The sequence below is a fragment of the Nocardia sp. NPDC056100 genome, assembly GCF_042266325.1.
In the GTDB taxonomy this organism is placed as follows: Bacteria; Actinomycetota; Actinomycetes; order Mycobacteriales; family Mycobacteriaceae; genus Nocardia.
The window spans coordinates 1,967,202-1,991,404 of the sequence record NZ_JBHJVY010000002.1; the positions used below are offsets into that span (position 1 = coordinate 1,967,202).

23 protein-coding genes are annotated in these 24,203 nt (G+C 65.5%); 12 read left to right on the plus strand and 11 right to left on the minus strand.

Features of this window, described 5'->3' with window-relative positions; all coding sequences use genetic code 11:
- Positions 1-25: 25 nt before the first annotated feature.
- Positions 26-652, plus strand: a complete 627-nt coding sequence (locus tag ACFC0O_RS21595; protein WP_375960461.1) for an isochorismatase family protein — start codon at positions 26-28, stop codon at positions 650-652.
- A 17-nt stretch (positions 653-669) separates the two neighbouring features.
- Here ACFC0O_RS21595 and ACFC0O_RS21600 read toward each other — a convergent pair whose 3' ends face one another.
- Positions 670-1,431, minus strand: a complete 762-nt coding sequence (locus ACFC0O_RS21600) for a trypsin-like serine peptidase (protein ID WP_375960463.1) — start codon at positions 1,429-1,431, stop codon at positions 670-672.
- 179 nt (positions 1,432-1,610) lie between these two features.
- Here ACFC0O_RS21600 and ACFC0O_RS21605 point away from each other — a divergent pair, with 179 nt between their 5' ends.
- Entirely contained in the window at positions 1,611-1,859 is a 249-nt protein-coding gene (locus tag ACFC0O_RS21605; RefSeq protein WP_375960465.1) for a hypothetical protein, read from the plus strand.
- A 9-nt stretch (positions 1,860-1,868) separates the two neighbouring features.
- Here the strand turns inward: ACFC0O_RS21605 and ACFC0O_RS21610 are convergent, their stop codons facing one another.
- Complete coding sequence (locus tag ACFC0O_RS21610) at positions 1,869-4,445, minus strand: AAA family ATPase (protein ID WP_375960467.1); 2,577 nt, start codon at positions 4,443-4,445, stop codon at positions 1,869-1,871.
- A 116-nt stretch (positions 4,446-4,561) separates the two neighbouring features.
- Here ACFC0O_RS21610 and ACFC0O_RS21615 point away from each other — a divergent pair, with 116 nt between their 5' ends.
- From ACFC0O_RS21615 to ACFC0O_RS21625, 3 genes are read left to right on the plus strand one after another with little or no spacing between them, the layout of a single operon-like run.
- Positions 4,562-4,843: a DUF4242 domain-containing protein gene (locus tag ACFC0O_RS21615; RefSeq protein WP_375960469.1), complete on the plus strand. Its 282-nt coding sequence runs from the start codon at positions 4,562-4,564 to the stop codon at positions 4,841-4,843.
- A gap of 26 nt (positions 4,844-4,869) precedes the next feature.
- Entirely contained in the window at positions 4,870-5,238 is a 369-nt protein-coding gene (locus ACFC0O_RS21620; protein ID WP_375960471.1) for a hypothetical protein, read from the plus strand.
- Positions 5,189-5,554, plus strand: a complete 366-nt coding sequence (locus ACFC0O_RS21625; protein ID WP_364647547.1) for a VOC family protein — start codon at positions 5,189-5,191, stop codon at positions 5,552-5,554. Before ACFC0O_RS21620 ends, ACFC0O_RS21625 begins: the two co-directional genes overlap by 50 nt.
- Positions 5,555-5,574: 20 nt before the next feature.
- On the opposite strand, the gene ACFC0O_RS21630 is transcribed toward ACFC0O_RS21625, so the two are convergent.
- The 3 genes from ACFC0O_RS21630 to ACFC0O_RS21640 are packed head-to-tail and all read right to left on the minus strand — an operon-like array spanning position 5,575 to position 8,401.
- Positions 5,575-5,928 carry a VOC family protein gene (locus tag ACFC0O_RS21630; RefSeq protein ID WP_375960473.1) on the minus strand — a complete coding sequence of 118 codons (354 nt, stop codon included), beginning with the start codon at positions 5,926-5,928 and terminating at the stop codon, positions 5,575-5,577.
- A 35-nt stretch (positions 5,929-5,963) separates the two neighbouring features.
- Complete coding sequence (locus ACFC0O_RS21635; RefSeq protein WP_375960475.1) at positions 5,964-7,316, minus strand: aldehyde dehydrogenase family protein; 1,353 nt, start codon at positions 7,314-7,316, stop codon at positions 5,964-5,966.
- Positions 7,316-8,401 (minus strand): AMP-binding protein, encoded by a 1,086-nt coding sequence (locus ACFC0O_RS21640; protein ID WP_375960477.1) that lies wholly within the window; start codon positions 8,399-8,401, stop codon positions 7,316-7,318. The genes ACFC0O_RS21635 and ACFC0O_RS21640 overlap by 1 nt, the downstream gene beginning before the upstream one ends.
- A 93-nt stretch (positions 8,402-8,494) precedes the next feature.
- On the opposite strand from ACFC0O_RS21640, the gene ACFC0O_RS21645 reads away from it, so the two are divergent.
- A complete protein-coding gene (locus tag ACFC0O_RS21645) occupies positions 8,495-9,046 on the plus strand; it encodes a CGNR zinc finger domain-containing protein (protein WP_375960479.1) in 552 nt (183 codons plus the stop codon).
- Between the two features lie 17 nt (positions 9,047-9,063).
- On the opposite strand, the gene ACFC0O_RS21650 is transcribed toward ACFC0O_RS21645, so the two are convergent.
- Complete coding sequence (locus ACFC0O_RS21650; protein WP_375960481.1) at positions 9,064-9,690, minus strand: GNAT family N-acetyltransferase; 627 nt, start codon at positions 9,688-9,690, stop codon at positions 9,064-9,066.
- A 148-nt stretch (positions 9,691-9,838) separates the two neighbouring features.
- Here ACFC0O_RS21650 and ACFC0O_RS21655 point away from each other — a divergent pair, with 148 nt between their 5' ends.
- Positions 9,839-10,195, plus strand: coding sequence for an ADP-ribosylation/crystallin J1 (locus ACFC0O_RS21655; protein ID WP_375960483.1), 357 nt, complete (start codon positions 9,839-9,841; stop codon positions 10,193-10,195).
- A 179-nt stretch (positions 10,196-10,374) separates the two neighbouring features.
- Here the strand turns inward: ACFC0O_RS21655 and ACFC0O_RS21660 are convergent, their stop codons facing one another.
- Entirely contained in the window at positions 10,375-11,946 is a 1,572-nt protein-coding gene (locus tag ACFC0O_RS21660; protein ID WP_375960485.1) for a PucR family transcriptional regulator ligand-binding domain-containing protein, read from the minus strand.
- Positions 11,947-12,052: 106 nt separating this feature from the next.
- Here ACFC0O_RS21660 and ACFC0O_RS21665 point away from each other — a divergent pair, with 106 nt between their 5' ends.
- The 4 genes from ACFC0O_RS21665 (at position 12,053) to ACFC0O_RS21680 (ending at position 15,961) form a co-directional block, all read left to right on the plus strand.
- Positions 12,053-13,489 (plus strand): cytosine permease, encoded by a 1,437-nt coding sequence (locus ACFC0O_RS21665; protein ID WP_375960487.1) that lies wholly within the window; start codon positions 12,053-12,055, stop codon positions 13,487-13,489.
- 230 nt (positions 13,490-13,719) lie between these two features.
- Positions 13,720-14,247, plus strand: a complete 528-nt coding sequence (locus tag ACFC0O_RS21670) for an ATP-binding protein (protein WP_375960489.1) — start codon at positions 13,720-13,722, stop codon at positions 14,245-14,247.
- An 81-nt stretch (positions 14,248-14,328) separates the two neighbouring features.
- On the plus strand, positions 14,329-14,742 hold the full coding sequence (locus ACFC0O_RS21675; RefSeq protein WP_375960491.1) for a low affinity iron permease family protein: 414 nt from the start codon (positions 14,329-14,331) through the stop codon (positions 14,740-14,742).
- 34 nt (positions 14,743-14,776) lie between these two features.
- Positions 14,777-15,961, plus strand: coding sequence for an AI-2E family transporter (locus ACFC0O_RS21680; protein WP_375960493.1), 1,185 nt, complete (start codon positions 14,777-14,779; stop codon positions 15,959-15,961).
- Position 15,962: 1 nt separating this feature from the next.
- On the opposite strand, the gene ACFC0O_RS21685 is transcribed toward ACFC0O_RS21680, so the two are convergent.
- Positions 15,963-16,448: a DUF6328 family protein gene (locus ACFC0O_RS21685; protein ID WP_375960495.1), complete on the minus strand. Its 486-nt coding sequence runs from the start codon at positions 16,446-16,448 to the stop codon at positions 15,963-15,965.
- Between the two features lie 26 nt (positions 16,449-16,474).
- Positions 16,475-17,053 (minus strand): hypothetical protein, encoded by a 579-nt coding sequence (locus tag ACFC0O_RS21690; protein ID WP_375960497.1) that lies wholly within the window; start codon positions 17,051-17,053, stop codon positions 16,475-16,477.
- A 154-nt stretch (positions 17,054-17,207) separates the two neighbouring features.
- Between ACFC0O_RS21690 and ACFC0O_RS21695 the strand changes: the two genes are divergently transcribed.
- Entirely contained in the window at positions 17,208-17,552 is a 345-nt protein-coding gene (locus tag ACFC0O_RS21695) for an STAS domain-containing protein (protein ID WP_375960499.1), read from the plus strand.
- A 16-nt stretch (positions 17,553-17,568) separates the two neighbouring features.
- On the opposite strand, the gene ACFC0O_RS21700 is transcribed toward ACFC0O_RS21695, so the two are convergent.
- Positions 17,569-19,917 carry a SpoIIE family protein phosphatase gene (locus ACFC0O_RS21700; RefSeq protein WP_375960501.1) on the minus strand — a complete coding sequence of 783 codons (2,349 nt, stop codon included), beginning with the start codon at positions 19,915-19,917 and terminating at the stop codon, positions 17,569-17,571.
- Positions 19,917-24,161, minus strand: a complete 4,245-nt coding sequence (locus ACFC0O_RS21705; protein WP_375960503.1) for a HAMP domain-containing protein — start codon at positions 24,159-24,161, stop codon at positions 19,917-19,919. The genes ACFC0O_RS21700 and ACFC0O_RS21705 overlap by 1 nt, the downstream gene beginning before the upstream one ends.
- Positions 24,162-24,203: the final 42 nt, after the last annotated feature.

Below are 24,203 nucleotides of genomic sequence, written 5' to 3' on the forward strand. Positions count from 1 at the left end.
GAACGACTCTGAAAATATCAACAGCATGGTCACCTTCGCCGCTGATATTCAGCCGTACGAGCCGACGCTGTTCGCCGACTTTCGTGGCGGAGTGGGCTGGGAGCTCGAGGGCGACAGCTGCGCGGTCCTGGTGCACGATCTGCTCCCGTACTACGTGAACGTGCTTGCCCCGCAGACCAGGACCGTGGTGGTCGAGCGATGTCGAACGATCGTGGATTGGGCTGTCAGCCAGAATGTGCCGGTTATCGCCTCGGCACCGCGCCCCGCCACCGAGACACGGCAGCGCGGTCTGGGCGGACTGCTGTGGGGGCAGGGTCCGGACGCGAGCGAGGCGGCCCGGTCATGTTTGAGCGGGATGGACGAGCCCGGGGTGCCCTGGGTCCGCAAGCGATCCCTCAGCGCGTTCTATGCCACCGACCTCGAGGTGGAGCTGCGTCGGCAGGGCAGGAGCCAGCTCGTCGTCTGCGGGGTTTTCGCATCCCAGGGAATCATCGCGACGAGCTTCGACGCCCTGGCACGAGATATCGAACTGTTCGTCGTTTCCGATGCCGTCGCCGACTACAACTCCACCCTGCACGAGCTGGCACTGGCGCAAATCACCCGATCTACCGGACAAGCCATCCCCACTGCTGACTTCGCATCGCCGCGTTGAGCAAGACGCAGTGGGTGTCAGCAGCGGTTCGCGGTGAAGCCGACCGGGAGCACGTCGCCTTTCCCGCCTGCGGCGGCGCGGGCGAGCAGGGCTTGGGTGTCGGGGCCGAAGGGTGAGCTGTACTCGACGTCGGGGGTGCAGCCGCCCTGTTCGGGTCCGCCGATAACGCCGACGAGCTGACCGTTCTGGACCCAGGGGCCGCCGCTGGTGCCCTCACCGAAACCGGTGCAGTGCAGCGCGGAACCGTCCGCGGTCGTCTCCAGAGGCGCTGTGCAGGTGAGTGGACGGCCACGGCTGCCCATCGGGTAGCCGCTGACCGTGACCGGTGCGCCGGACTGCGGTGTGCCGAGCGGCAGTCCCGGCACCACATCTTCGATCCGCTTGCCGTCGCGCGGGGCGACCCGCAGAATCGCGAGGTCATGGCGCGGGTCGAAAGACTCCTGCCACGCGGGGTCGATGTACATGCTGGTCACCGTCCAAACCCCCTGCGGGAGTTCGGCATCGTGCATCAGTGGCGCGAATTCGATGAGGGCACCGGGTCCGAGGACGCAGTGCGCGGCGGTCGCCAGCAGATCATGCGACGGCGAAGCGACGACACTGGCCGAGCAGAAATGCGGGGCACCGATACGCGGTCCCACACCCGAGACACTGGGATAGAACAGCGCCCCGGCCGAAGGCACCGTCTCGACCTCATAGGCCGCCGGTGTCTCCGCGTGTGCCGCCTGCGGCACCGCGAAACCGAGCAGAACCCCACACACCAGAGCCGTTATCCGTTGCACCCCAAGCACGGTAGCGAACCGCACGCGAATACGCGGTATTTGACTGCTGCGTCAGCCTCCCGAAACACCGTGGAGGCGAGCAAAACTCCGCACACGCGGCGTTCTGCTCGGTTGCCCCCGATTTCGGGGGCAACGATTCGACAATCTGAAATCAATTCATTTCAGTAGGATTCCCGCGCATGAGAACACCTTTGCGCACCGCTTTCGCCGCCATTGCCGTCACCGCCGCGCTGACCGCGCTGGCCGGTCCCGCCACGGCCGGCTTCGCCGAAACCGGAAGCTCCCCAACCGGAAGCACCGCTACCGGGAGCAGCATCCTCGATGCCGGGTCGGGCACCAACAAGCTGTTCCACGACCTGTGGTGCGCCTTCGGAAACGGGATTCCCGCGAGCGCGAGCGCCTGCGCCACCTCGAACCAAGGGCTTTAGCGCTCGCGATCAAGGCAGTAGTCCGGATTCCCTGGCCCGGCGTACCGCGTCGCGGCGATTGGCGACCTGGAGTTTGGTCAGGATGGCGGAGACGTGGTGATCCACGGTCTTTACCGAAAGGTACAGTCGCTCAGCCAGTTCGGCGTTGGTGAGGCTGGTTTCGAGTAGGCGCAGCACTTCGATCTGACGGGTGGTCAAACCCATCGGGTTGGCGAGGGTGGTGGCGCGGCGGGGTGCGGGGATATCGCGGGCACCGTTCGCGCGCAGGTCGTAGCGGACCTTGGCGGCGACCGCGTGCGCGCCGAGACGATCGAGGATGTCCAGGGCGCGACGGGCGGGGGCGGTTTCGCCGGAGTCTGCCAGCGCCAGCGCGAGATCGTAAGGGGTGGTGAGGGTTTCGAAGGCCGCGGCGGCAGATTCGTACTGCCCGGCCGCGAGCAACCGATAGGGTTCGGCTACGGATTCAGTGTCGACTCGCGTGCCGATTCGGCGGAGCCAGATGGCCAAATCGCCACGTGCCCATTCCAATCCGAGGGTGGGTACGGTGTCGAGCAGTGCCCGGCATTGATCGAGACGGTCGTCGGGAACCCCTGTCAGCCAGCACTTCTCGACGATCGCCGAGGCCACCGGCAGCATGCGCACCGGCTCGCCGTAACGGCTGGCGAGCTGCCAGGCGCGATCGATGCCGCCGTCGTCGTTTCCGTCGCGGCGCAGTGCGACCATGGCACGAATCAGCAGCGGCCAGACCCTGGCCAGGGGTGCACCGGGACTGTCCAGCACCGAGTCGGCATCGGTCAGCGCACCCTGCCAATCGCCGGTGAGCAGTTTGAGTCGGCTGCGCGAACCCAGTTGCACGACATGGCATACGGGTAGATCGTGCTCGATCATCAGGGGCAGGCAGGTGTCGAGCAGCTCGGTGGCGGCTCCGAGTCGGCGCTGTTCGACGTCGAAGTACGACAGGTTCGTGTAACCGCTGGAATAGATTTCGTCGATGTGCTTCGGGCCGGTGGCAAGCAGGCGCAGCAGGTCCTCGCGGGCGACCGGCACTCCCGCGAGGACTCCACAGATGCCCTCGATGACCTCCACTCGTACGCTCAGCAGGGGATCGCCTGCGGTGCTTGCGATTTCGCGGGCGCGCGCGAGCAGTCGCGTGGCCGTGCCAAGTTCGCTGGACTGGACGGCCAGGAAGGCTTGCAACGCGAACGCGTACCCGGCGCGAGCTCGGGTGGCAGATTCGGCATCGCCGTCGAGGACCGCGAGCGCGGCGGCCGCATGGGTGTCCGCCACCACGCGGTTCGCGTTGTACCACTCGTAGACCGCGAGGGCGTGATGGTCGGCGCTCACCGCGGCGTTCGACAGCATTGCCTCGCGCAGGCGCATGGCGTTGCGGCACACGGTGATCGCGTCATCGAGACGGTCGGTCAGGTAATACTCGTCAGCTAGCGATTCGAGCAATTCCGCTTCCGTCGTAGGCGGCAGATCACGGTCTTCCAGTGCGAGACGGAAGAATTCGGTCGACTGGGTGTGCGCGCCCGAGCGCGCCGCGGTGTGCCCCGCCTGCGCGGCAGCCTTGGTGATAAGCGCACGATCACCGGCTCCCACCGCGTGATGGGTGATCACGGCGGGATCGGGTTGTGCTGTCGCGTAATGGGCTTCGATGAAACGGCGGTGCAGGCTCGGCTCGGCACCGGGCGGGATGACGCTGGTGATGGCCAGGCGGCACAGGTCATGCCGGAAGGCCACACCTCGGTTGTCGCGCTTGATGAGTTTGGCGTCATCGAGTGCGCGCAGCGCGGGCAGCGTGACGCCCAGATCGGTGAGCAGATGATCGGCGATGGCACCGGGTGCGCAGGTCAGCAAATGCAACAGATCCCAAGCGGCAGTGTCCAATCCGGCCGTGCGGGCCAGAATGGCATCGCGCACGGTGGTGGGCAGCTCACCGGTGCGGTGATCGAGCATTTCGCAGACGAAGAAGGCGTTGCCGCCGGTCACCCGATACAACCAGTGCGGATCCACGGGCCGATCCCCCGCCAGCGTCGTCACCGCCGCCAGGCTCAGCGGTGGCACGGTGAGCGGGCAGGCGTGCGGGGAGCGCGCGATATCGCCGAGCAGTCCGCGCAGCGGATGAACGACGCCGACTTCGTCATCACGCGCGATACCGATCAGCAGCAGTCGGGTATTCGCTATGCGGCGCAACAGGAATCGGAACAGATCGATGGTGCCCTGATCGGCCCACTGCAGATCATCCACCACCAGCACCGAGGGAGCCTCACGCAATGCGTCGAAGACCGCGGCGAAGATGTCGTACGACTGGTCCCCGTTGCGCAAGAGCGTGCGGGTGCGGTCATCGAAGCGATCCGCGAGATCGTGCAGCGGTCCCAGCGGCCGGGGTGTGGACAGCGGATCGCAGGCTCCCCACAGCACCCGCTCGTCCGCACACCAGCTGTCGAGAAAGGTCTCCACGAACGCGGTCTTTCCCGCACCGGATTCACCGCGCACCAGCACGGCCCCGCCCTGCCCGGTACGGGCCCGGTCCGCTCGAGCGCTGAGCTCTGCCAGCTCGTTTTCCCGCTCGGTCAGCCTCACCTGGGGGATGTTACCGGCCCAAGATGGGGAATCGATCCCCATGAATTCCGTTCCCGAATGGCCGAGCGTAGAGGTCACCGGACGCGACAGCGCCGGACCGGACAGGAGTACACATCATGAAGCGCTTTCTCATCGAACGAGAGATCCCCGGAGCGGAAGACCTCACCCCCGCCGAACTCGCGGTGATCGCCGAAAAGTCCAATGCCGCAATGTCTTCGCTCGGTGTGCCGTATCGCTGGATCACCACCTACGTCGCGGGCGACAAGCTCTACTGCCTGCACGAGGCCGAGGACGAGGACGCCATTCGCGAGCATGCTCGCCGCGGCGGTTTCCCCGCGAACCTCGTCACGACGATCGCCGGCGAGTTCGGCCCGCATACCGCCGCCAACGTTCACTGACCACTATTCATCAGGAGAGTTCGACCATGGAGGTTCCCGTCATCGCGGGTGCGGTCGCGAGCGCGGTTTTCGCCTCCAGCACGCTGCCGATGCTGGCCAAAGCGCGACGCACCAGGGATGTGCGCTCGTACAGCCCGGCGAATATCGCGCTGGCCAACATCGGCAACCTGGTCTACATGGTGTACGTGCTGGACCTGCCCCCGGGGCCGATCTGGGCGCTGCACCTGTTCCACACGATCAGTTCGGGTCTGATGCTGGTCTGGTATCTGCGCTACGTGGTGTTCGCTTCGACACCGGACGAGTCGAATTCTGGAGAGAACCCGGCTGTGCCTTTAGGTTTGACCAATGCCATCGGTCAAACAGGTTCAGATCACCTTCGACTGCGCGGATCCTGAGCGGGTCGCTCGGTTCTGGAGCGAGGTATTGGGATACGAGCACCAGGGTGTGTCGTGCGTCGATCCCTCGGGTGTGGGTCCGCGCCTGTACTTCCAGCGGGTTCCGGAGAGCAAGGTGGTCAAGAACCGGGTGCATGTCGATGTGCGCGTCGGGACGGGGCTGGTTGGTGACGAGCGGGTGGACGCGCTCGAGGCCGAATGCGCGCGGCTGGTCGCACTCGGTGCGGTGCGGGTGGAGTTGCTGCGCGCCGATGGCGTCAATGAATCTTGCCTGGTGATGCAGGACATCGAGGGCAACGAGTTCTGCCTCGACTGACTACCCCGATGCGTCGCGGGTCAGTAGTACTGGACCAGGCAGAACTCGTGATCCTCGGGGTCGGCCATCACGACCACCACCCCAGCGTCGTAGTCATGCCGCTCACTGGTGAACCGGCCGCCGAGCGCGATCACCTGTGCGATCCCTTCCTCGATATCGTCGACGGCGATATCGAGGTGGATCCGCACCTTGCCGTGGTTGGGTTCGGTCACCGGTTGAAAGACCAGACGCGGCAACTGATCGCCTGCGCTGCCGAGGTAGACCCACCCGGGCTCGGATGGTCCACGTTCGCGATCGAGCAGTGTGCTCCAGAAGTCGGCGACTCGTTCCACGTCGATGCAGTCGATGGTCACTCCAACCCAGCGGTTCCCCATCCCGCAAGTATTGCGCGGTAAGCCGTCGGTGGCTGCTATGAACTCCTTTCGGCCGGTAGATGATTCGAGGTCTTTCGCTCGGTGAGGTGGTCGATGATCGAGCCGTCGTGAGGCGCGCCGGGTGTGAAGTGGGTGGTGGGGGTTCCGTGGGTGAAGACGTTGCGGATGTTGTTCGCGGCCAGGTAGGCGGTGGTCTGGTCGGGGGTGCCGCCGAGGATGGCGAGTGAGAGGGTGCGGCCGAGGCGCGCGGGATCGAGGTCGGGGACCGCGGGGTGGAGGCGGAGTGCGGGGAATGGGAGTTCCGTTGTGCGCAAGGGCTCTTCGGGGGTCGCGATCGAGATCACCGGGCGCAATGCGGCGGAGCCGTCGGCGAGGTCGACGAGATGATCGGTGGGTTGGCCGCCGTGCACGGTGGCCGTCAGTTCGGCGAGGCGGTGGGCTTGGGCGAGGGGGAATACCGGGACCCGAGTGGATTCGTCGTCGGGGCGGCCGATCGTCAGACGCGCCAAAGCTGTTGCGATGGTTGGGCTCAGGGCGGCGGGGTCCTCGACGAGAGCGGCGCTGGCGTTGAGGCATTGGCCGCCGCCACCGTCGGCGGTGGAGGTGATCAGTAGTTCGGAGAGACGATCCTGGTCAGCGCCGGGCAATTCGAGGACTTTCGAGTTGCCCGGGCCTTGGACGAGCACCTCCGGGCGGTTCTCGTAGCGGCGGGCGATATCGGAGCCGCCGTAGACCACTGATCTGTCGGAACCCTGTACCAGTCGGTGGGCGTCCTCCTGCGTGGTCGGCAGCAGTGCGATGGTGTCTTCGGAGAGACCGGCATCGATCAGGGCGCGCACGATTCGCGCCGGAGTGAACGGGTCACGGCGGGACGGGCGGACGATGATCTTGTAGCCGAGGGCTACCAGTTCGAACAGAACCACATGCACGCCAGGATGATTCGCGGGTGAGAGCACGCAAACCAGTTCGCCGCGGCGGTGCACGCTGACGGTGACGCGACGATCGGGGCCATAGTGCTGCGGGGCCAGTTCGGCGGCAACGATCTCGGCCACCTGCTGGGCGGCGGGTCGGACCTGACCCAGGAATCGGGTGACCACCGAGAGCGGGGTGCCCGAGGTCGCGGACTGTGCTCGCGCGTACGCGATGGGGGTGAGGCCGTCGACCGTTTCCTCGGCGATCCGGCGGGCCGCGTCGGTGATGATGCGAAGGCGCGTCGCCAAGGGTTGTGGGCGCGCGGCACGCAGTCGATTGATGGTCAGGCCGGTCAGCAGATCAGAGGCGAAATCGAGTCGGCCGGTGCTCTCGCCGCGCACGGTCTGGATCGGTTCGCCGGTGCGGGCGGGGCGGTAGGTTCCGTCGATCAGCGGGGAGATGCGGTAGCCGTCCATCAGTAGACCCCTTCGATGACGGCTTCGCCTGCGACGGGCAGCGGTTGCACGTTCTGCACCAGGTCGGTGCCCTCTTCGCCGGTGAAGCGGATGCGGGTCGCCTCATCGCGTTCGTAGCTGACCGGCAGGAATACCTCGGGGGTCAGCACATGGATTGCGATGAGACCGCGTTCGCCGTACGCGACCTGTGCACGGTGTTCGTCGAGCACCGACCATGCCGTGTACGGGAAATACGCTTGGAACGTTGGCAATTCGTACTCGAGGCCGGGGACCTCGAGCGCGGATCCCATCATGGTGTTGCCGTATCCGCCGATGATCTGGGTGTCGGGGAACACCTCGCGCAGCAGGGCCAGGGTGTCTGGGTTCATCGATGTGCTGCCCCAGACCGCGAAACGCACTTTCTTCCTGAACAATTCGGCGACCTGCGGCCGCGTCGCGATCGCGGCGAAAATCGGCGGGGTCAGGTAGACGATCCGCACATCCTGTGATTCGAGAATCCACTGTGCCTGCTGGACAACGTGTTCGACGTACAGCTCGGCGACCTGATCATGGCCGCGCTGCAACGCCAGGCGCACGAATCTGGGATCGAGGTCGATGCAGAACAGCTCGAGGCCGAGGCGTCTGGCCATGACGCTATTGCTGTAGCCGACCACGTGCGGGCCGGTGGGGCCGAGGAACATCATGCCGCCCTCGTCGACCGGAGCGCCGAGTGCGCGCAGTCTGTCCGCGGTCCACACCGAGGTCTTCTCCCACTGGGCGGCGTCGATGATGCGTTTCGGAGCGCCCGTGGTGCCGCCGCTCTCGAAGATCGACGGCTGAATCCCGTTGCGGCGCATGGCTCGTGGTACGAGAGCGGTGACCGGGACCGTTCGCCATTCGGTGCTCACATCCGGGAATCGCAGCAGATCCGCCCGCGTCCGGATATCGCTCAGGCGGAAGTCGAATGACTTCGACTTCTCGATCCAGAAGTCCGAACCCGTCTCGGACGAGAAATGGAAGTCGATCGCGCGCTGAATGTGCTCGGTATAGGGAACCCGCTCCGGCCAGTTCACCTCGTCGAGGTAGCGGCTGCGTGCGTTCGTCATGGTGTCCATGAAAGTCCTTCCCTCACAATCGGATCCGGAGCCGAGCGGCTCCATGTCCGAGGACGCTACGAGCAAGCCGCTACCCTTGTCGACATGGACATAGTGCAGATAGAGCATTACAAGTGGTGGGGAATCGGACTCGCACTTGCCCTGGCGAACAGTGACCCCGACGTAGCCGGAGTGGAAACCCTCGATTCTGCCGCCGCGGTCGATCGACTGCTACGCACCCACGGCGCGACCGACATACAGGTCTCCGACGAGGACCTCCCCCACCTACGCCGCATCCGCCCCTACCTACTGCGCGCCGTCCGCGACCCCTCCCCCGACCACGCCGCACCACTGCTCAACCACGTCGCCGCCGAAGCGGGCGCCACCCCTCGGCTCACCAACCACGACGGACTCCCCTGGCACATCGACTTCCACACCCCCGCCAGCACCGCCTGGCGCCACATCGCCGCCGAAGCCGCCGCGGCCCTCATGGGATTCCTGATCGCCCGCGGCCCCGACCGCATCCGGCTCTGCGCCGCCCACGACTGCCATCGCTACTACGCCGACACCACCAAGAACAATTCCATGCGCTACTGCCCGGACCGCGGCTGCGCCAACCGCGAACGAGTCCGCCGCCACCGCCGACGTAACGGGTAACCCTCCCGGGCCGAGACCTAGATCACCGATCGCCCACCGGGCTGCGGAGGACGCCACATCAGCCACGCCCGTGGGCCGCCGAAATGCATTGTGATCTCGTCGAACACTGTGAATCCGAAGCGTTCGTAGTAGGCGAGATTCGACTTGTTGCTGGTCTCCAGGAACGCGGAGACACCTTCTCGATCACACAGGGCGAGCTTCGATTCCAGTAGCGAGCGACCGTAGCCGAGCCCGCGCGCGGCCGGTGAGGTCCCGATCGCCTGGAGATACCAGTGCGGCTCACTCGGATGCATGCGCTGCTTCTGGCGATCAGCCAATCCCAGCAACGGGATACGCGGACCGAACGCCTTCAACAGATCCGACAGCATGCGCACCTGAGATCGAACGGTGTGCCGCCAACATCCGGGAGGGGTCCACAGCGCCGCACCACGCACCGCACCGTCGGCATCAACGGCGATATCGACATGCCCGTGCAGCAGATGGTGCCGCGTCACCGCGCTGAACATCCACCTCGCCCGCGCCACTCGCGACCACGAGTCCGGAAGCAACCACCCGACGTAGGGATCGTCCTCGAACGCCGACGCGAGAACGCTTGCCGCAGCATCGATATCGCCGATGCCGCAGGCTCGAATGTGCACGCTCATATCCACATCCTCAACAGAGCCATCCCCCGCCGACCACCCCCGCGCTCAATTGCGTTGACACACAACCGCAATCAGGCACAATTTCCAGTCGGGCTCCGACGATACCCGTCGGCAGTTGCTCGAGTGAGCAGCACGAAGGGGGATAGTGATGGCGGATCAAGAGATTCCGACCACCGTGCTGTGGCGTCCGACCGGCCCGGAAGAACTGGACCTGGTTCGCGAATCAGACTGGCGCGCTTGGCCACCCAGACTCCCCGAACAACCGATCTTCTACCCAGTACTCAACGAGGACTACGCGATCCGAATCGCCCGCGACTGGAACGTCCCCCACCACGGCGTCGGCTACGTAACCCGCTTCCGAGTCCAATCAGCCTTCCTCGAGCGCTACCCCGTCCAGCAAGCCGGCGGCCAAACCATCCTCGAACTCTGGGTCCCCGCCGAAGAGCTCGCCGATTTCAACGCCCACCTGGTCGGCCCCATCGAAGTCGTCCACGAATTCCGATAACCAACGGCCCGAATAATCCGTTGCCCGCCAACCGATTCGACAACTACTGTCTGCGATGTCTCGCCTAAGGCGCGCTGGCTCTGGTTGACCGCGCCCGCAGTGATGGAGAGGGTAGCCGCCCGTTCGAGCCGGGCCGAGTCCAGAGGGAGTCCGCACTGAGGTGCGGGCTCCCTCGAGCCTTATTTGGGGGTGTCGAGGGATTCGGCCGTCAGGGCCAAATAGAGGTCGATGGTGTCTTCGAGGCGGTTTACGTTGCGGCCGGTTAGGTCGGTTATGCGGGTTATGCGGTTGCGGAGGGTGTTTACGTGGACGTGGAGGGCGGTGGCGGTTACTGCCCATTGGCCGTCGTGGGCCAGGAAGGTGCGGAGGGTGTGTTCGAGGTCGGTGTGGGAGCGGGTGTCGTGGTCGCGGATGGGGGTGAGGATTTGGTCTGAGAAGCGTTGGCGGACTTGGGTGTCCAGGAGGCCCAGGAGCATTCGGAAGGTGGCTATGTCGGCGAAGGTTGCTATGTCGGGGGAAGGTTGGGCGCGCAGGACCTGGCAGACTTCGCGGGCGCGGACGAGGGCGTCGCGGAGGCCGGGGGCGGGGGTGATGTCGCCGATGCCGATCACCGTGCGGGGGACGGGGGAACGTCTGGTGGTTTCGGTGGACAGGTCGCGGGCGAAGCGGGTGAGGTCTTCGGGGGAACGTTCCCAGAGGCAGATGGAGACGACGTCGCGGCTGCCCGCGGCGGTGAAGGCGGGGATTCCGTGGGCGGCGAAGAATGCGCCTACCGCGTGGGCTATGTCGTCGGGTTGGGCGGTTGCGCCGGGGGTGGAGACGGGGGCTGAAACCAGTACCGCCAGGGGGCGATCCGGGGGGACACCGTAGGCGCGGAGGCGGCGGATGACCTCGGCACTGCTGCGGGGGCCGGACAGGATCATCTCCAAAAGCTCTGCGGCGAAACGGGCTTCGATGGCGTGGACCGCTTGCTGCTTGGTGACTTCCAGGCTCAGGAAACGGGCGGCTTGGGCGAGGGCTTCTTGATCGGCGGCCGAGAGGGTTGCCGAGGGTTCGAGGCAGTACAGGCCCGCGTCGATCTCACCCATCGCGCCCTCGATCAGATACAGCGCGGCGGGGCCGGTGCCGAGCAGATCGACTTCGAGCGGCGGCGGGGTGCGGTTGAGGGCGGCGGCGGCCAGGCGGACCTGTTCGTCGGTCGGCTCACAGCCGATCGAGGCCAGGCGACGGCCCTTGCGGTCCACCACCAGTAGCGGCAGTTCCGTTTCACCGCGCAGGATTTCGAGCACGCCCGCCGCGCCGCTGCCACGGGAGAGCGCGGTTGCCAAGGCGTCGCCGCGATGGACCGTCGCGGTCAGTTCGGCCTGCAACACCTCGTTCTGGATCGCGGCGGCCGCGCGGGTCAGCGCGGCGAACGGCACACCGATGCAGAGTTCCACCAGCGGCAGACCGTGGGAAAGACACAGGGCGACAAGGTCTTCGGGAAGCTCGGGGGTTTGCGCGGTGAGACCGAAGACCAGCCCGGCCGCACCCGCGCGCGCGACCGCCGCCACGAAGCGATCGAGCGGCACCTGCGATTGCCACAGGCCGTTGGTCAGCACCAGTTCACCCGAGCGCACATACGGCGAGGGATCGGCGAGCTCGGTGGTGTGCAGCCAGTGGATCTCCGCGTTCAGCGCGTCCGTGAGTTCCGGAGTCACCACACGCAGTCCCAGGGCGGGATCGGCGACGAGTCGGCTGATGGTCAACATCTAGTCGAATGTACAGAACCGATCCGGCATTGGTGGATGAACATCCATCCCTTCGACGGCTTCCGCACTGCTGTTATGAGGTACCTCACAACAAAGGAATGCGGCTATGTCCCAACCTCCCGACACCACCGAACGCACCGCTCCCGCCGAGACCGGCGTGCGCTTCGACGAACACGGCGTCCTGCCCATCCCCGATCAGGAACGGGACTGCTCGCCGTGGGAGCTGTTCTGGATCTGGTGCGGGGCGAATATCGCCCCGATCAACTGGGTGCTCGGTGCGCTCGGGATCACCCTGGGACTGAGCCTGCTCGAAACCCTGATCGTGGTCGTGATCGGAAACCTGTTCGGCTGCGCCATATTCGGGCTGTTCAATGTGATCGGCCATCGCACCGCGGTCAATCAGATGGTGTTGGGGCGCTCGGCGTTCGGCATCAAGGGCGCGGCATTGCCCGCACTCGTGCAGGGTCTGCTCACCATGGCATGGGTCGGGGTGAATACCTGGGTGGTACTGGATCTGGTGCTGGCTGTACTGGATCAGCTCGGCATCAGCGGCGGGCTCGGGCTCAGAATCGTTGTGGCGGCGGTCATTATGGCGGTGCAGCTGGGTTTGGCGCTGTACGGGTTCTATGCCATTCGCACGTTCGAGAAATACACCGTGCCGCTCACCATCGCCGTCATGGTGGTGATGACGGTGCTCGCGCTGGGCCGCACTCATCTGAACTGGTCCACCGCCGTCACCGACACCCCCGGCGAAAAGCTCACCGCCATCACACAACTCATCACCGCGATCGGGATCGGGTGGGGTCTGACCTGGATTCCCTACGCCGCCGACTACAGCCGTTTCGTGCGCCCGAATCTGTCCGCGCGCAAAGTCTTCTGGGCCTCGGCCACCGGTATGTACATTCCGACGGTGTGGCTGGCCGCGCTCGGGGCCTGCCTGGCGAGCGCGGGTGGCAGCGCCGATCCCTCGACGGTGGTCGTCGGCACCTTCGGCGTATTGGCTATCCCGGTACTGCTGCTGATCATGCACGGGCCGATCGCGACGAATATCCTCAACCTGTACTCGTGCTCGCTCGCGGCATTGACCATCGGCATTCGCATCGCCCGCTGGAAAGTGACGCTGTTCGCGGGTGTGATCGCTTCGCTGGTGCTCGCGGTATTCATCAATGCCACCAGTTTCGCGCACGCGTTCGACAATTGGATGGTCTCGATCCTGATGTGGATCAGTCCGTGGATGTCGATCCTGCTGGTGGACTATTTCCTGATCCATCGCCGGGCGCTGTCGATCCCGGACCTGTATCGCGAGCCTGCTTCCTCGGCGTTCGGCGGGATCAATATCCCCGGCCTGGTGAGTCTGGCAGCCGGTCTGCTCGCCGGGTGGAGTTGGCAGTACGGACTGGTGCCCGCGATGCAGGGCCCGGTCGCGCGAGCGCTCGGAAATACCGACTTCTCTTGGCTCTCAGGCAGTTTCGTCGCCGGTGGACTGTACGTCCTGCTCATGAAGGCGAGATCAGCCCGGACCGGACAGGCCGTGCAGGCGTGAGCGCCGCTCACCATTAGCACTGAATTCCGGGGCGGAGGCCATCACGCCTCCGCCCCATAGCCGATGAACCCCTGCCACCACCTTCGAAACATCACGTGACACCTCTCCCGCCCCCGGAGAGTGGTTCGCAACACTTACGTTTCCACTGTGAATTGCCGGGTAGATCCAATTCAGAGCCAATTGAAGATCGGATAGAGATCACCGTCGACCAGATTCCGGGGGCAAAAATGATGACCGGGTTACCGAGAACCCACCACGGCAGCACCAACGGGAAACCCCACCGCACCGGCGGCTCGCATCTGCGGCTGGTTTCCCCGGACGAGGCCGGGACCACGCGCCATCCGATGGATGACGCGCACGGCCACACCATCGGGGTTCGAGTTCCGGCCGAAGCCTCGCAGCTCATCATGCTGCGCGCCCTCGCCGAAACCGTATGCCTGACCGCGGATTTCGATGTCAGCATGGTCACCGATATCCGCGTCGCCCTCGATGAGGTGGCGACCGCACTGGTGTCGCATCGCACGCCGGGCACCGAAATCAGCTGCGACTTCACCTACGACGAACAATCGATCGAGGTGCGGATCAATTCGGTATCGCAAACCGATGCCGCGTTCCGGGTCGCGAGTATGGGCTGGCATTTGCTCCAGGCCATCACCGACGACTTGCAGACCGAAGTCGGCCCCTTCGACCATCACGCCTCCGGCTACCCGACGCAGGTGCGATTCACCCGCAACCGGGACTGGCTGCCCCTCGATTGACGCCGTCGACGGCGCGTTTATCGCGGCGTCCACGGTGGTATGGCCTGAGCGATCGGCTGTATCGAATTCGAAGGAGCACACGTGGACCACTCGCCCGGCACGGCGGCAGAACACGGGGAGCAACTGTCGATTTTCGATAGATTCGCCACCAAGGCCAGCGAATTCGCTTCTCGGGCAGGGTTTTTCGTATTCTGCGTAATCCTGGTCGTGGTCTGGGTGCCTTCCATCGCGGTGATGCCGAGCGTGGACACCTGGCAACTGGTGATCAACACCGCGACCACGATCATCACGTTCCTGCTGGTGGCGCTATTGCAGAACACCCAGAGTCGCAGCGATGCCGCGTTGCAGCAGAAGCTCAATGCCGTCGCCGACGCGCTCGCGGACTTCATGGGTGAGCTCAGCACCGAATACCCCGAACTCCAGCGGCACCGCGCCGAACTCGCCGACGCCGTCGGCCTCGAGCGCCGCGAGGGCTCGCGACACCAGGACAAGTGATGATTGCTCAGCTCTCCCGTATACCGGCCCGACCATGAACGACGAAGGACAAAGCACCGAGTGGGTCGGCCAGCCGCGCTCGGACGAACCCGCACCCATCTCGTCCGCTGAAAAGGACGCCGCCGCGCTGTCCAGCGACCAGCATCCGCTGGGCACGCCCGGCCGGCGGTTCGATCGGCGATCACCATTCATGACCGGACTGCACGCGGCGGCCGGCGTGCTGGTCACCGTGGGCGCGGTGCAGGTCGTACTCGCAGCGCACCAGGCACTACTGCTGGTGGTGGCCGCATTGTTCCTGGCCATCGGCATGGAACCGGCCGTGTCATGGCTGGTGCGGCACGGCGTGCGGCGCGGATTCGGGGTGACCTTGATCTTCGTGCTGGTGCTCGCCGGACTGGCGGCGTTCCTGTGGGCGGCGATCACTCCGTTGATCGATCAGGGCCAGGCGCTGATCCACAACGCACCCGATACGCTGCGGCACCTCGAGGATCGGTATCCGGTGATCCACAATGTCTCCGATCGATTCCACCTCGACCAGAAACTGCAACAGGGCACCGGCAGCGATCTGGAACGACTCTCACAGGGCCTACTCGGCGCGGGCAAAGTGGTCTTCGGCGCGGTGACCAGCACCGTCATCGCCGCGGTGCTCACCGCGTACTTCTCGGCGAACTTTCCCACCTTGCGCGCCTACATCTACCGCCTGTTCCCCCATGAGCGACGCCCCCGCGCGATCCTGATCGGGGACGCGATCTTCGCCAAGGTCGGCGGCTATGTGCTGGGAAACCTATTGATCTCCTTGATCACCGGGGTGCTGACCTTCATCTGGCTCTCGGCGTTCGAGGTGCCGTTCCCCTTGGTTCTCGCGGTGCTGGTCGCGGTCCTGGATCTGATTCCGCTGATCGGTTCGACACTTGCCGGAATCGCGATAGCCCTTGTCGCGCTGACGGTTTCGCTCCCCGTGTGCATAGCGACGGTGGCGTACTTCCTGGTGCTGCGCGCGGTCGAGGACTATCTGCTGGTGCCCCGGATCATGGGGCGAACCGTACAGGTGCCCGCAGTCGTCACCGTCGTGGCGGTATTGATCGGCGGCTCCGTGCTGGGAGTACTCGGCGCACTGCTGGCTATCCCGATCGCCGCGAGCGTACTGCTGCTGGTCGAGGAACTGCTCATCCCCCGACTCGATAAACCCAAGGTCGAGCTCACCAAGCAATCGGCCTGAGTCACAATCGATTTCCGCCCCGCTGCCACCACGGGTGCACGACCCACGCGAGGGTGAACAACAGCCCGAAGCACACGCCCGCCACACTCGCCCAGATCGGACCGGCCACGGTATCGAAGATCAAGACGGCCACTCCCGTCAGCGCGATGCCAAGAAAGCCGAGTCCGGCCAGGGCATAACGGTGCGCCGTCACCACCACGCTGCCGATTCGATGCCGTCGGAACAGCACTCGATGCGCGGCCACCGGCGCGATCAGACATACGGTCGCGGCAATCGATGTCGTCGCGATCAACAGGTACAGCAAACGCATGGCATGCGATAACTCGGTGAAGCGAGCCTGGAATGGCAAGGTCAGCAATAACCCGGTCAGCAGCTGCACCCCGGTCTGCACGACCCGCAGTTCCTGCATCAAACTGTTCCAGTTCCGGTCCAGCCGTTCGGCCTCGGTCTCATTGCGACCATCCCCGGCCGGCGGGACATCGGACATCACGAAACCTCCCACCCCGATACCGCTCAGAATCGCGTGTGCATCCCCACGCAGGTGGCGTCGGCGCGGCGGCGGACGAGGTCGGCGGTGGTGCGGTAGCGGGTGTAGAGGCGGTCCTGCTCTTGATCGGCGGCGCGCTCGCTGAAGGGTGACTCCCACAGCCGGGCGGCGGAGGTGCGGGCCACCTGTGCGAATTGCGCGGGCCAGCAGAGTTCGCGGACCGCGCGCACGAGACCGGTATTCGCGTCGACCAGGACCACGCGCAGCAGCAGCTCGGTGGGCTCGTCGTCGATCGCGATACCGCTCGGATGTTCGGCGCGGTGGGGGGTGTACGGGAAGTCGGACCAGTCGATGCCCTGGTCGAAACGGAAGGCCACCAGGGCGAGGTGTGCGCTGTTCACCCAGGCGAAGTCCGCCCGGCCGGACTCGATCGCGGTGATCTCGGACTGCTCGGGTGCGGCCAGCGCTACCAGCAATTCGCCACTGAGACCGTCGGGTGCCAGCCGCAACTGCGCGGACTCGGTCCAGCTGGAACGGGGCGATTGGTAAACATCCCCGACCTGGACGCACGGGGCGGGCGCATCAATGACGTTGTTACTGGGCACAGCGCGTACGTTCCCGATTTGGGCGGATTCAAACGTGTGGGCCATTTCAGAGGCGTTCTTTGCCAACTTCCGGATTGGCGATAGGGTGACCTGCCAGTGGGATTCACGGTCCGCGCGGTGAGGTCGCGGCGATTTCGGAACCAGGGGCAATCAGTTGAGCAGCCAAGCGCCAGAGCTGACAGTCCACACGCGCATCGAGGCGGCGGCGATCGTCGTGGCCGTGGCGGGCGAAGTCGATATGGTGTCGGCGCCAATACTTTTGACGGCTATCAGCGATGCGCTGGCAACCGACCATTCCAGGATCGTGGTGGATCTGTCCGAGGTGGGATTCTTCGGCTCGGCCGGGCTGAGCGTGCTCGTGCGGGTCGCCGAGGCCGCCGTCGGCAGGGAACTGCGGATCGTGGTGTCCGAGGCGGCCCGGCGGCCCATCGAGCTGACCGGCATCAACGAACTGCTCGACCTGTACAGCACCACCGCGCAGGCGCTGGGCGGCGCCTGACGCGGCTCATAGCGGATCAGCCGACGTGGATGCCCACGACGCAGGTGTCGTCATCGGTATCGGCGTCACTGGCATCGAGCAGATAGTCCAGGCGTTCGTCCAGACTGCCGGTGAATTCGGCCGAGGTGATGAGCAATTGGGCCACACACTCGTCCAGGCGACGGTCCCGGCGTTCGATCAGACCGTCGGTGTAGAGCAGCAGCGTGTCATCGGATTCGAGCTGGAGTTCGCCCTCCTCGTAGCTGGCATCGGTCGCGGCTCCGAGAATCATGCCTTTGAGCGGCGGCAGACTCGAGGCGACACCGCCGCGGATCAGGACCGGCGGCAGATGCCCGGCCCGCGCCCAGCGCAATACCCGGGTACTCGGATCGTAGAGACCGCACAGCGTGGTGGCGAAGATTCGATCGGTAAGGTGATGCGCCACCAGATTCAGCCAGGTCAGCATTTGACCGGGACCCGCGCCGGTGGCAGCCAAGCCGCGTAAAGCGTTGCGCAGCACCACCATTCCCGTCGCCGCGGTAATACCGTGCCCGGCGATATCGCCGACCGAGAGCAGAATCTCCTTGGACGGCAGCACAATCGCGTCGTACCAATCGCCGCCGACCAGGTGATCCTGCTCGGTCGGGCGGTACCGAACCGCGATCTGCAGCCCGGATGCCTCGGTCGAGGGCTGCTCATCGGGCATGATCGCCTGCTGGAGCTGGCGGGCCAACCGGCTCTGCGCGGCGGCCTGCTCCTCGGTGTGGGTGAGCCGGTCCCTGGTGGCCGACAGTGCGATCTCGGTCCAGTGCTGCGCCGAAACATCTTGGTAGACACCGCGAATGAGCAGTAGATGCCCGGCGGTGTCCAGGACCGGTTCGGCGATGATGCGGATATGGCGGGTGACCCCGTCCGAGCGCACCAGCCGAAACGCCGTCGACGCCGGGCGGCGATAACGCAGCAGCGTGCGCAGGAACTGGCGCACGGCATCGGAATCGGTGTCCTGAACATGACTCGGCAGCTGCGCGAGCGGGATCGGATCCGCGCTCGGCGCCAACCCGTACAGTGCGAAAAGCTGTGCGCTCCAGGTGATCTCGCCGTTGGCGATACTCTCCTCGAAGCCGCCGACCCGGCCCAGGCGCTGGGCGTGCTGGAGCAGGGCCGCCAGCCGCGCCGCCTCATCCTCGACCCGCCACACCATGAGCACCGCATCGCCGTGCCGGGCCATGCTCAGCGCGGCCGAGAGCGTCAGCGGAATCTGATCGACCAATTCGGTCAGCATCATTCGTTCCGCGCGGTAGCTCTCACCGGTGGCGTAGACGTGCTCGATGCGCTCGAACAACCTGCCCTCGGAGGCGGCCATCGGATATGCCTCGAGCAGCAGCGCACCGCTGATCAGCCCGCGCGGACGCCCGGCCGGATCCAGGAAGCACGAATTGACATGGTGGATACGGAAATCGGTGAGCGCGCCGTCGACCAGATGCGGCAGCAATACCAGCGCCGGATCGAACAGTCCGTCGGCCAATCGCACCAGATCGGCGATATCGGGACGGTACGACGTCGGTGTCACCACCAGATCCGATTCGAGGGTGTGTGCGACCAGCTCCGCAAGCGCTTCGAACTGGCGTCGCACGCGAGAGGGCTGCTGCTCGATCGGATGCGGCCAGCACACCTCGAGGACGCCGAGCAGCTTGCCACCCGCGCCGACCGGAATGGCCGCGCGCGCACCGGTGCGATCACCGATCGAGGGCAGACCGTCGGGCTCCAGGCTCTCGTTCCACAGCGCGGTACGGTCCACCAGCGCTTGCCGCGCCAGCGTCGCCACACCGGGCGGGACATAGCGCCACCGCTCGGCCTCATACGGGGCGATGCCCGCAAATCCCACCAGTGACAGCGACGCATCGGTGCCCGCGGACCAGATCGCCACGGCGGTACCACCCAAGGGCGCTACCGCGTGCTCGAGCACCGATTCGGCCACGCGCTGGGTGTCGGTCGCCGCGAGCAATCCGCTTTCGGCGGTACGCAATCGCACCGCGGCCGCGGCCTCCTCCGGGGCTGCCGTGCGCCGCAGGAACTGGCCCACCGCCGCGCTGATCCGGTCGCGCGCAGCCTGATTGACCAGATCGGCGGCCAATTCCAGCTCGCTGATGCCCGCCTGCTCGGACAGGATCTGCAACTGCAACGCCGCCTGGGTCGGGCCGCAGTGCAATCGCTCGATGAGCACGCCCTTGGCCATCTCGATCAGCGCCCGGCCGTCCGCCGTGGCCTGTGCCTCGCGGACCTCATTGCGCAGCCGTTCCACGGTCGCCGCGAGGCGGGTGAACATGGGCCGCGCCTGATCGTCCGGAGCGATCGGTTCCTCTCCGGGGTCATGAGCCTCGGACATCAGGCGCCGAGCCAGTGCCGAATGCAACCGAGCAGCGCTTCCGCGTCGACCGGTTTGGTGACATAGTCATTCGCGCCCGAGGCCAGGCTCTTATCGCGGTCGCCGAGCATGGCCTTGGCCGTGACCGCGATGATCGGCAAGGACGCGTACTGCGGCATCTCGCGGATGGTCGCGGTCGCGGTGTAGCCGTCCATCTCGGGCATCATCACATCCATCAGGACCAGATCGGTTTCCGGATGGGCGAGTAGTTTGTCGATGCCCTCGCGACCGTTCTCCGCGTGCAGGATGCTCATGCCGTGCAGTTCCAGAATGCTGCTGAGCGCGAACAGGTTTCGAGCATCATCGTCGACGATCAGCACCGTACGGCCGGCGAGCTCACCGGCCGGTTGCGGCAGCGCGCTGGCGGTCGTCACTCCCCCGCGCCGCACCAGCGGCAGCACATCACCCGGGGCTTCCGCGGTGATGTGCAACGCGATCCGTTCGCGCAGTTCGTCCAGGCTGGTCAGCAATTCCAACGGACGGCGCGTGATGTGATCCTGTAGGCGACGCTCCTGATCGGCATCGAGTCTGCGGTTGTGCGCCAGCACCGGAATGCTGCGCAGCGCCGAATCGCCATCCATGCGCTCGAGGAACTGCAGAGCCACGTTATCGGGCATATCGAGTTCGAGCACCACACAGTGGAAGGATTGCGAGGCCAGCGCGGCCGCGGTCTCCTCCACCCCGATCGCGCTCACGACCTGCACCGGGCCGCGCGGATCATTGCTGTCGGCCAGATCCGCCACCGCGCTCTGCGCGACCAGCGACAGCAGACCCTGCGGGCGTTCCTCCACGACCAGCAGTCGACGCAATTGCCCGGTTGCCGAGCTCGGTGTGGGAGGGCGGTTATCGGCGCGCTGGGTGTCCTCCCGCTCGGGGAACGGCAACTCCAGGAAATCCGGACGGGCCACCGGCAGGTAGAGGGTGAACGTACTGCCCTGTCCCAGTGCACTTTCCGCGGTGATGACACCACCGAGCAGATAGGCGATCTCGCGACTGATCGACAGGCCCAGACCGGTGCCGCCGTACTTGCGGCTGGTGGTGCCGTCCGCCTGCTGGAACGCACCGAAGATCGACTCCAGCTGATGCGCGGCGATACCGATACCGGTGTCGATCACCCGGAAGGCGATGGCGGTGCCGTGTCTGCGCACCGCGGCGGGCAGCTCGCGCGGATCCGGCGGCTCCAGGCGCAATTCGACCGATCCGGTCTCGGTGAATTTCACCGCATTGGACAGCAGATTGCCGAGTACCTGACGCAGCCGGGAATCATCGGTGAGCAATTCCAGCGGCAGATTCGGGGCGCTGGTGATCTGGAAGCCCAGATTCTTCTGCGTCGTCATCGGCCGGAAGGTGGCCTCGACATAGTCCAGCAGTTTGCGCAGCGGCACCTGTTCGGGCGTGATGTCCATCTTGCCCGCCTCGACCTTGGACAGGTCGAGGATGTCATTGATCAGCTGCAGCAGATCCGAACCCGCGGAATGGATGATCCCCGCGTATTCGACCTGCTTCGGCGTGAGGTTGCGGGTCGGGTTCTGGGCCAGCAGCTGGGCCAGGATCAGCAGGCTGTTCAGCGGTGTGCGCAGCTCATGGCTCATATTCGCCAGGAACTCCGACTTGTACTTCGACGCCAGCGCCAGCTGCTGGGCGCGCGTCTCGAGCTCCTGCCGGGCCTGCTCGATTTCGAGGTTCTTGGCCTCGATATCGCGATTCTGCATCGCCAGCAGTGCGGCCTTGTCCTCCATTTCGGCATTGGAGCTCTGCAACTCCTCCTGCCGGACCTGCAATTCCTGTGAGCGAGCCTGCAATTCGATGGTCAGGCGCTGCGATTCGGCCAGCAGATCGTCGGTGCGGGCATTGGCGATAATCGTATTGACGTTCACGCCAACGGTTTCCATCAACTGATCCAGGAAATCGCGATGGGTGCGAGTGAAATGGTGCAGGGACGCCAGTTCGATCACGCCGAGGACCTGATCCTCGACGCCGATCGGCAGCACCAGCAGGTTCACCGGCGCGGTCTGGCCCAAGCCGGAGGAGATGGTGACGTAGTCGCCGGGGACATCGTCCACCGCGATGGTGCGGCGACTGCGCGCGGCCTGACCGACCAGCGATTGACCGAACGCGAAACGTGTTGCGGCACCGGGCTCTTCGGGGCTGCCGTAGGAGCTGATCAATTCCAGCTCGGACTTCTCCGGGGTGTCATCGGCGAGATAGAACGCGCCGAATTGCGCCGAGACCAGCGGGGCCAGCTCATCCATGATGAGCTCAGCCACCACGTTCAGATCGCGCTGGCCCTGCATGAGACCGGAGATGCGGGCCAGATTGGTCTTGAGCCAGTCCTGATCCTGATTGGCCTTGGTGGTCTCGCGCAGGGACTCCACCATCGAGTTGATGTTGTCCTTGAGCTCGGCGACCTCGCCCGAGGCTTCGACCGTGATCGAGCGGGTCAGGTCGCCCTCGGCGACGGCGCTGGTGACTTCGGCGATGGCGCGGACCTGACGGGTCAGGTTGCCCGCGAGCTCATTCACGTTCTCGGTCAAGCGTTTCCACGTGCCCGAGACGCCCTCGACCTCGGCTTGGCCACCCAGGCGGCCTTGCGAGCCGACCTCGCGGGCGACACGGGTGACTTCGGCGGCGAACGCGGAAAGCTGATCGACCATCGTATTGATGGTGGTCTTGAGCTCGAGAATCTCACCGCGCGCGTCGACGTCGATCTTGCGGGTGAGATCGCCCTGCGCGACCGCGGTGGTCACCTGCGCGATATTGCGGACCTGGTTGGTCAGGTTGTTGGCCATGGAATTGACGTTGTCGGTCAAGTCCTTCCACGTGCCCGCCACGTTCGACACGCGCGCCTGGCCACCGAGCATGCCCTCGGTGCCGACCTCTCGGGCCACGCGGGTGACCTCATCGGCGAACGCGGACAGGGTGTCGACCATCGTATTGATCACGCCCGCGAGCGCGGCGACCTCGCCCTTGGCTTCGACGGTGATCTTCTGGCTCAGATCACCGCGCGCGACCGCCGTGGCGACCTGCGCGATCGAGCGCACCTGACTGGTCAGGTTCGAGGCCATGACATTGACGTTGTCGGTCAGGTCCTTCCACGTGCCCGAGGCTCCGCGCACGGTCGCCTGACCACCGAGATTTCCTTCGGTGCCGACCTCACGGGCCACGCGGGTGACCTCGTCGGCGAAGGCGGACAGCTGATCGACCATCGTATTGATGGTGTTCTTGAGCTCGAGAATCTCACCGCGCGCATCGACCCGAATTTTCTGGGTCAGGTCGCCCCCGGCGACGGCGGTGGAGATCTGCGCGATCGAGCGCACCTGCGCGGTCAGGTTGCCCGCCATGAAGTTCACCGAGTCGGTGAGGTCGCGCCAGGTGCCCGAGACACCCTTCACATCGGCCTGACCACCCAGGATGCCCTCGGTGCCGACCTCGCGCGAGACGCGCGTGACCTCATCGGCGAACGAGGACAGCTGATCGACCATCGTATTGATGGTGTTCTTGAGCTCGAGAATCTCGCCCCGCGCGCTGACCGTGATCTTCTGACTCAGGTCACCGCCCGCGACCGCGGTGGTCACCTGGGCGATATTGCGGACCTGGGCGGTCAGGTTGCCGGCCATGAAGTTCACCGAATCGGTGAGATCACGCCATACGCCGCCGACACCGGGCACCTCGGCCTGACCGCCGAGCTGACCTTCCGAACCCACTTCGCGGGCGACGCGGGTGACCTCGTCCGCGAATGACGACAGCTGATCGACCATCGTATTGACGGTGTTCTTGAGCTCGAGGATCTCACCGCGCGCATCGACATCGATCTTCTGCGACAGATCGCCCTGCGCCACCGCGGTCGCGACCTGCGCGATATCGCGGACCTGACTGGTCAGGTTGCCGGCCATCGCGTTCACCGAATCGGTGAGGTCCTTCCAGGTGCCCGAGACGCCCGGCACCTCGGCCTGCCCACCCAGACGCCCGTCGGTACCCACCTCGCGCGCGACGCGTGTGACCTCGGAAGTGAACAGCGACAGCTGATCCACCATCCCGTTGAAGACGTTGGCAATCTCCCCGAGCAGTCCATCGGCGTCCGTCGGCAACCGTGTCCCGAAATCACCATCGCGCACGGCGGTCAAACCGGCCAGCAATCTGCGCAATTCGACCTGATCCGGACTCGAGGCGGCCTGTTTAGCCGACCCCTTTGGGGTATCCGTCATTTCCATCCTCGTTCCGCTCGGCCGAACCGCGTCGCAACACCC

Bases quoted from the DNA above. Each gene is read 5' to 3' on its own strand.
- ACFC0O_RS21630 (WP_375960473.1), bottom strand. From the start codon at position 5,928: ATGGGGAACCGCTGGGTTGGAGTGACCATCGACTGCATCGACGTGGAA.
- ACFC0O_RS21655 (WP_375960483.1), top strand. From the start codon at position 9,839: ATGGCGGATCAAGAGATTCCGACCACCGTGCTGTGGCGTCCGACCGGC.
- ACFC0O_RS21665 (WP_375960487.1), top strand. From the start codon at position 12,053: ATGTCCCAACCTCCCGACACCACCGAACGCACCGCTCCCGCCGAGACC.
- ACFC0O_RS21595 (WP_375960461.1), top strand. From the start codon at position 26: ATGGTCACCTTCGCCGCTGATATTCAGCCGTACGAGCCGACGCTGTTC.
- ACFC0O_RS21660 (WP_375960485.1), bottom strand. From the start codon at position 11,946: ATGTTGACCATCAGCCGACTCGTCGCCGATCCCGCCCTGGGACTGCGT.
- ACFC0O_RS21650 (WP_375960481.1), bottom strand. From the start codon at position 9,690: ATGAGCGTGCACATTCGAGCCTGCGGCATCGGCGATATCGATGCTGCG.
- ACFC0O_RS21705 (WP_375960503.1), bottom strand. From the start codon at position 24,161: ATGACGGATACCCCAAAGGGGTCGGCTAAACAGGCCGCCTCGAGTCCG.
- ACFC0O_RS21615 (WP_375960469.1), top strand. From the start codon at position 4,562: ATGAAGCGCTTTCTCATCGAACGAGAGATCCCCGGAGCGGAAGACCTC.
- ACFC0O_RS21670 (WP_375960489.1), top strand. From the start codon at position 13,720: ATGACCGGGTTACCGAGAACCCACCACGGCAGCACCAACGGGAAACCC.
- ACFC0O_RS21680 (WP_375960493.1), top strand. From the start codon at position 14,777: ATGAACGACGAAGGACAAAGCACCGAGTGGGTCGGCCAGCCGCGCTCG.
- ACFC0O_RS21700 (WP_375960501.1), bottom strand. From the start codon at position 19,917: ATGTCCGAGGCTCATGACCCCGGAGAGGAACCGATCGCTCCGGACGAT.
- ACFC0O_RS21605 (WP_375960465.1), top strand. From the start codon at position 1,611: ATGAGAACACCTTTGCGCACCGCTTTCGCCGCCATTGCCGTCACCGCC.
- ACFC0O_RS21620 (WP_375960471.1), top strand. From the start codon at position 4,870: ATGGAGGTTCCCGTCATCGCGGGTGCGGTCGCGAGCGCGGTTTTCGCC.
- ACFC0O_RS21635 (WP_375960475.1), bottom strand. From the start codon at position 7,316: ATGGACGGCTACCGCATCTCCCCGCTGATCGACGGAACCTACCGCCCC.
- ACFC0O_RS21685 (WP_375960495.1), bottom strand. From the start codon at position 16,448: ATGTCCGATGTCCCGCCGGCCGGGGATGGTCGCAATGAGACCGAGGCC.
- ACFC0O_RS21625 (WP_364647547.1), top strand. From the start codon at position 5,189: ATGCCATCGGTCAAACAGGTTCAGATCACCTTCGACTGCGCGGATCCT.
- ACFC0O_RS21640 (WP_375960477.1), bottom strand. From the start codon at position 8,401: ATGACGAACGCACGCAGCCGCTACCTCGACGAGGTGAACTGGCCGGAG.
- ACFC0O_RS21645 (WP_375960479.1), top strand. From the start codon at position 8,495: ATGGACATAGTGCAGATAGAGCATTACAAGTGGTGGGGAATCGGACTC.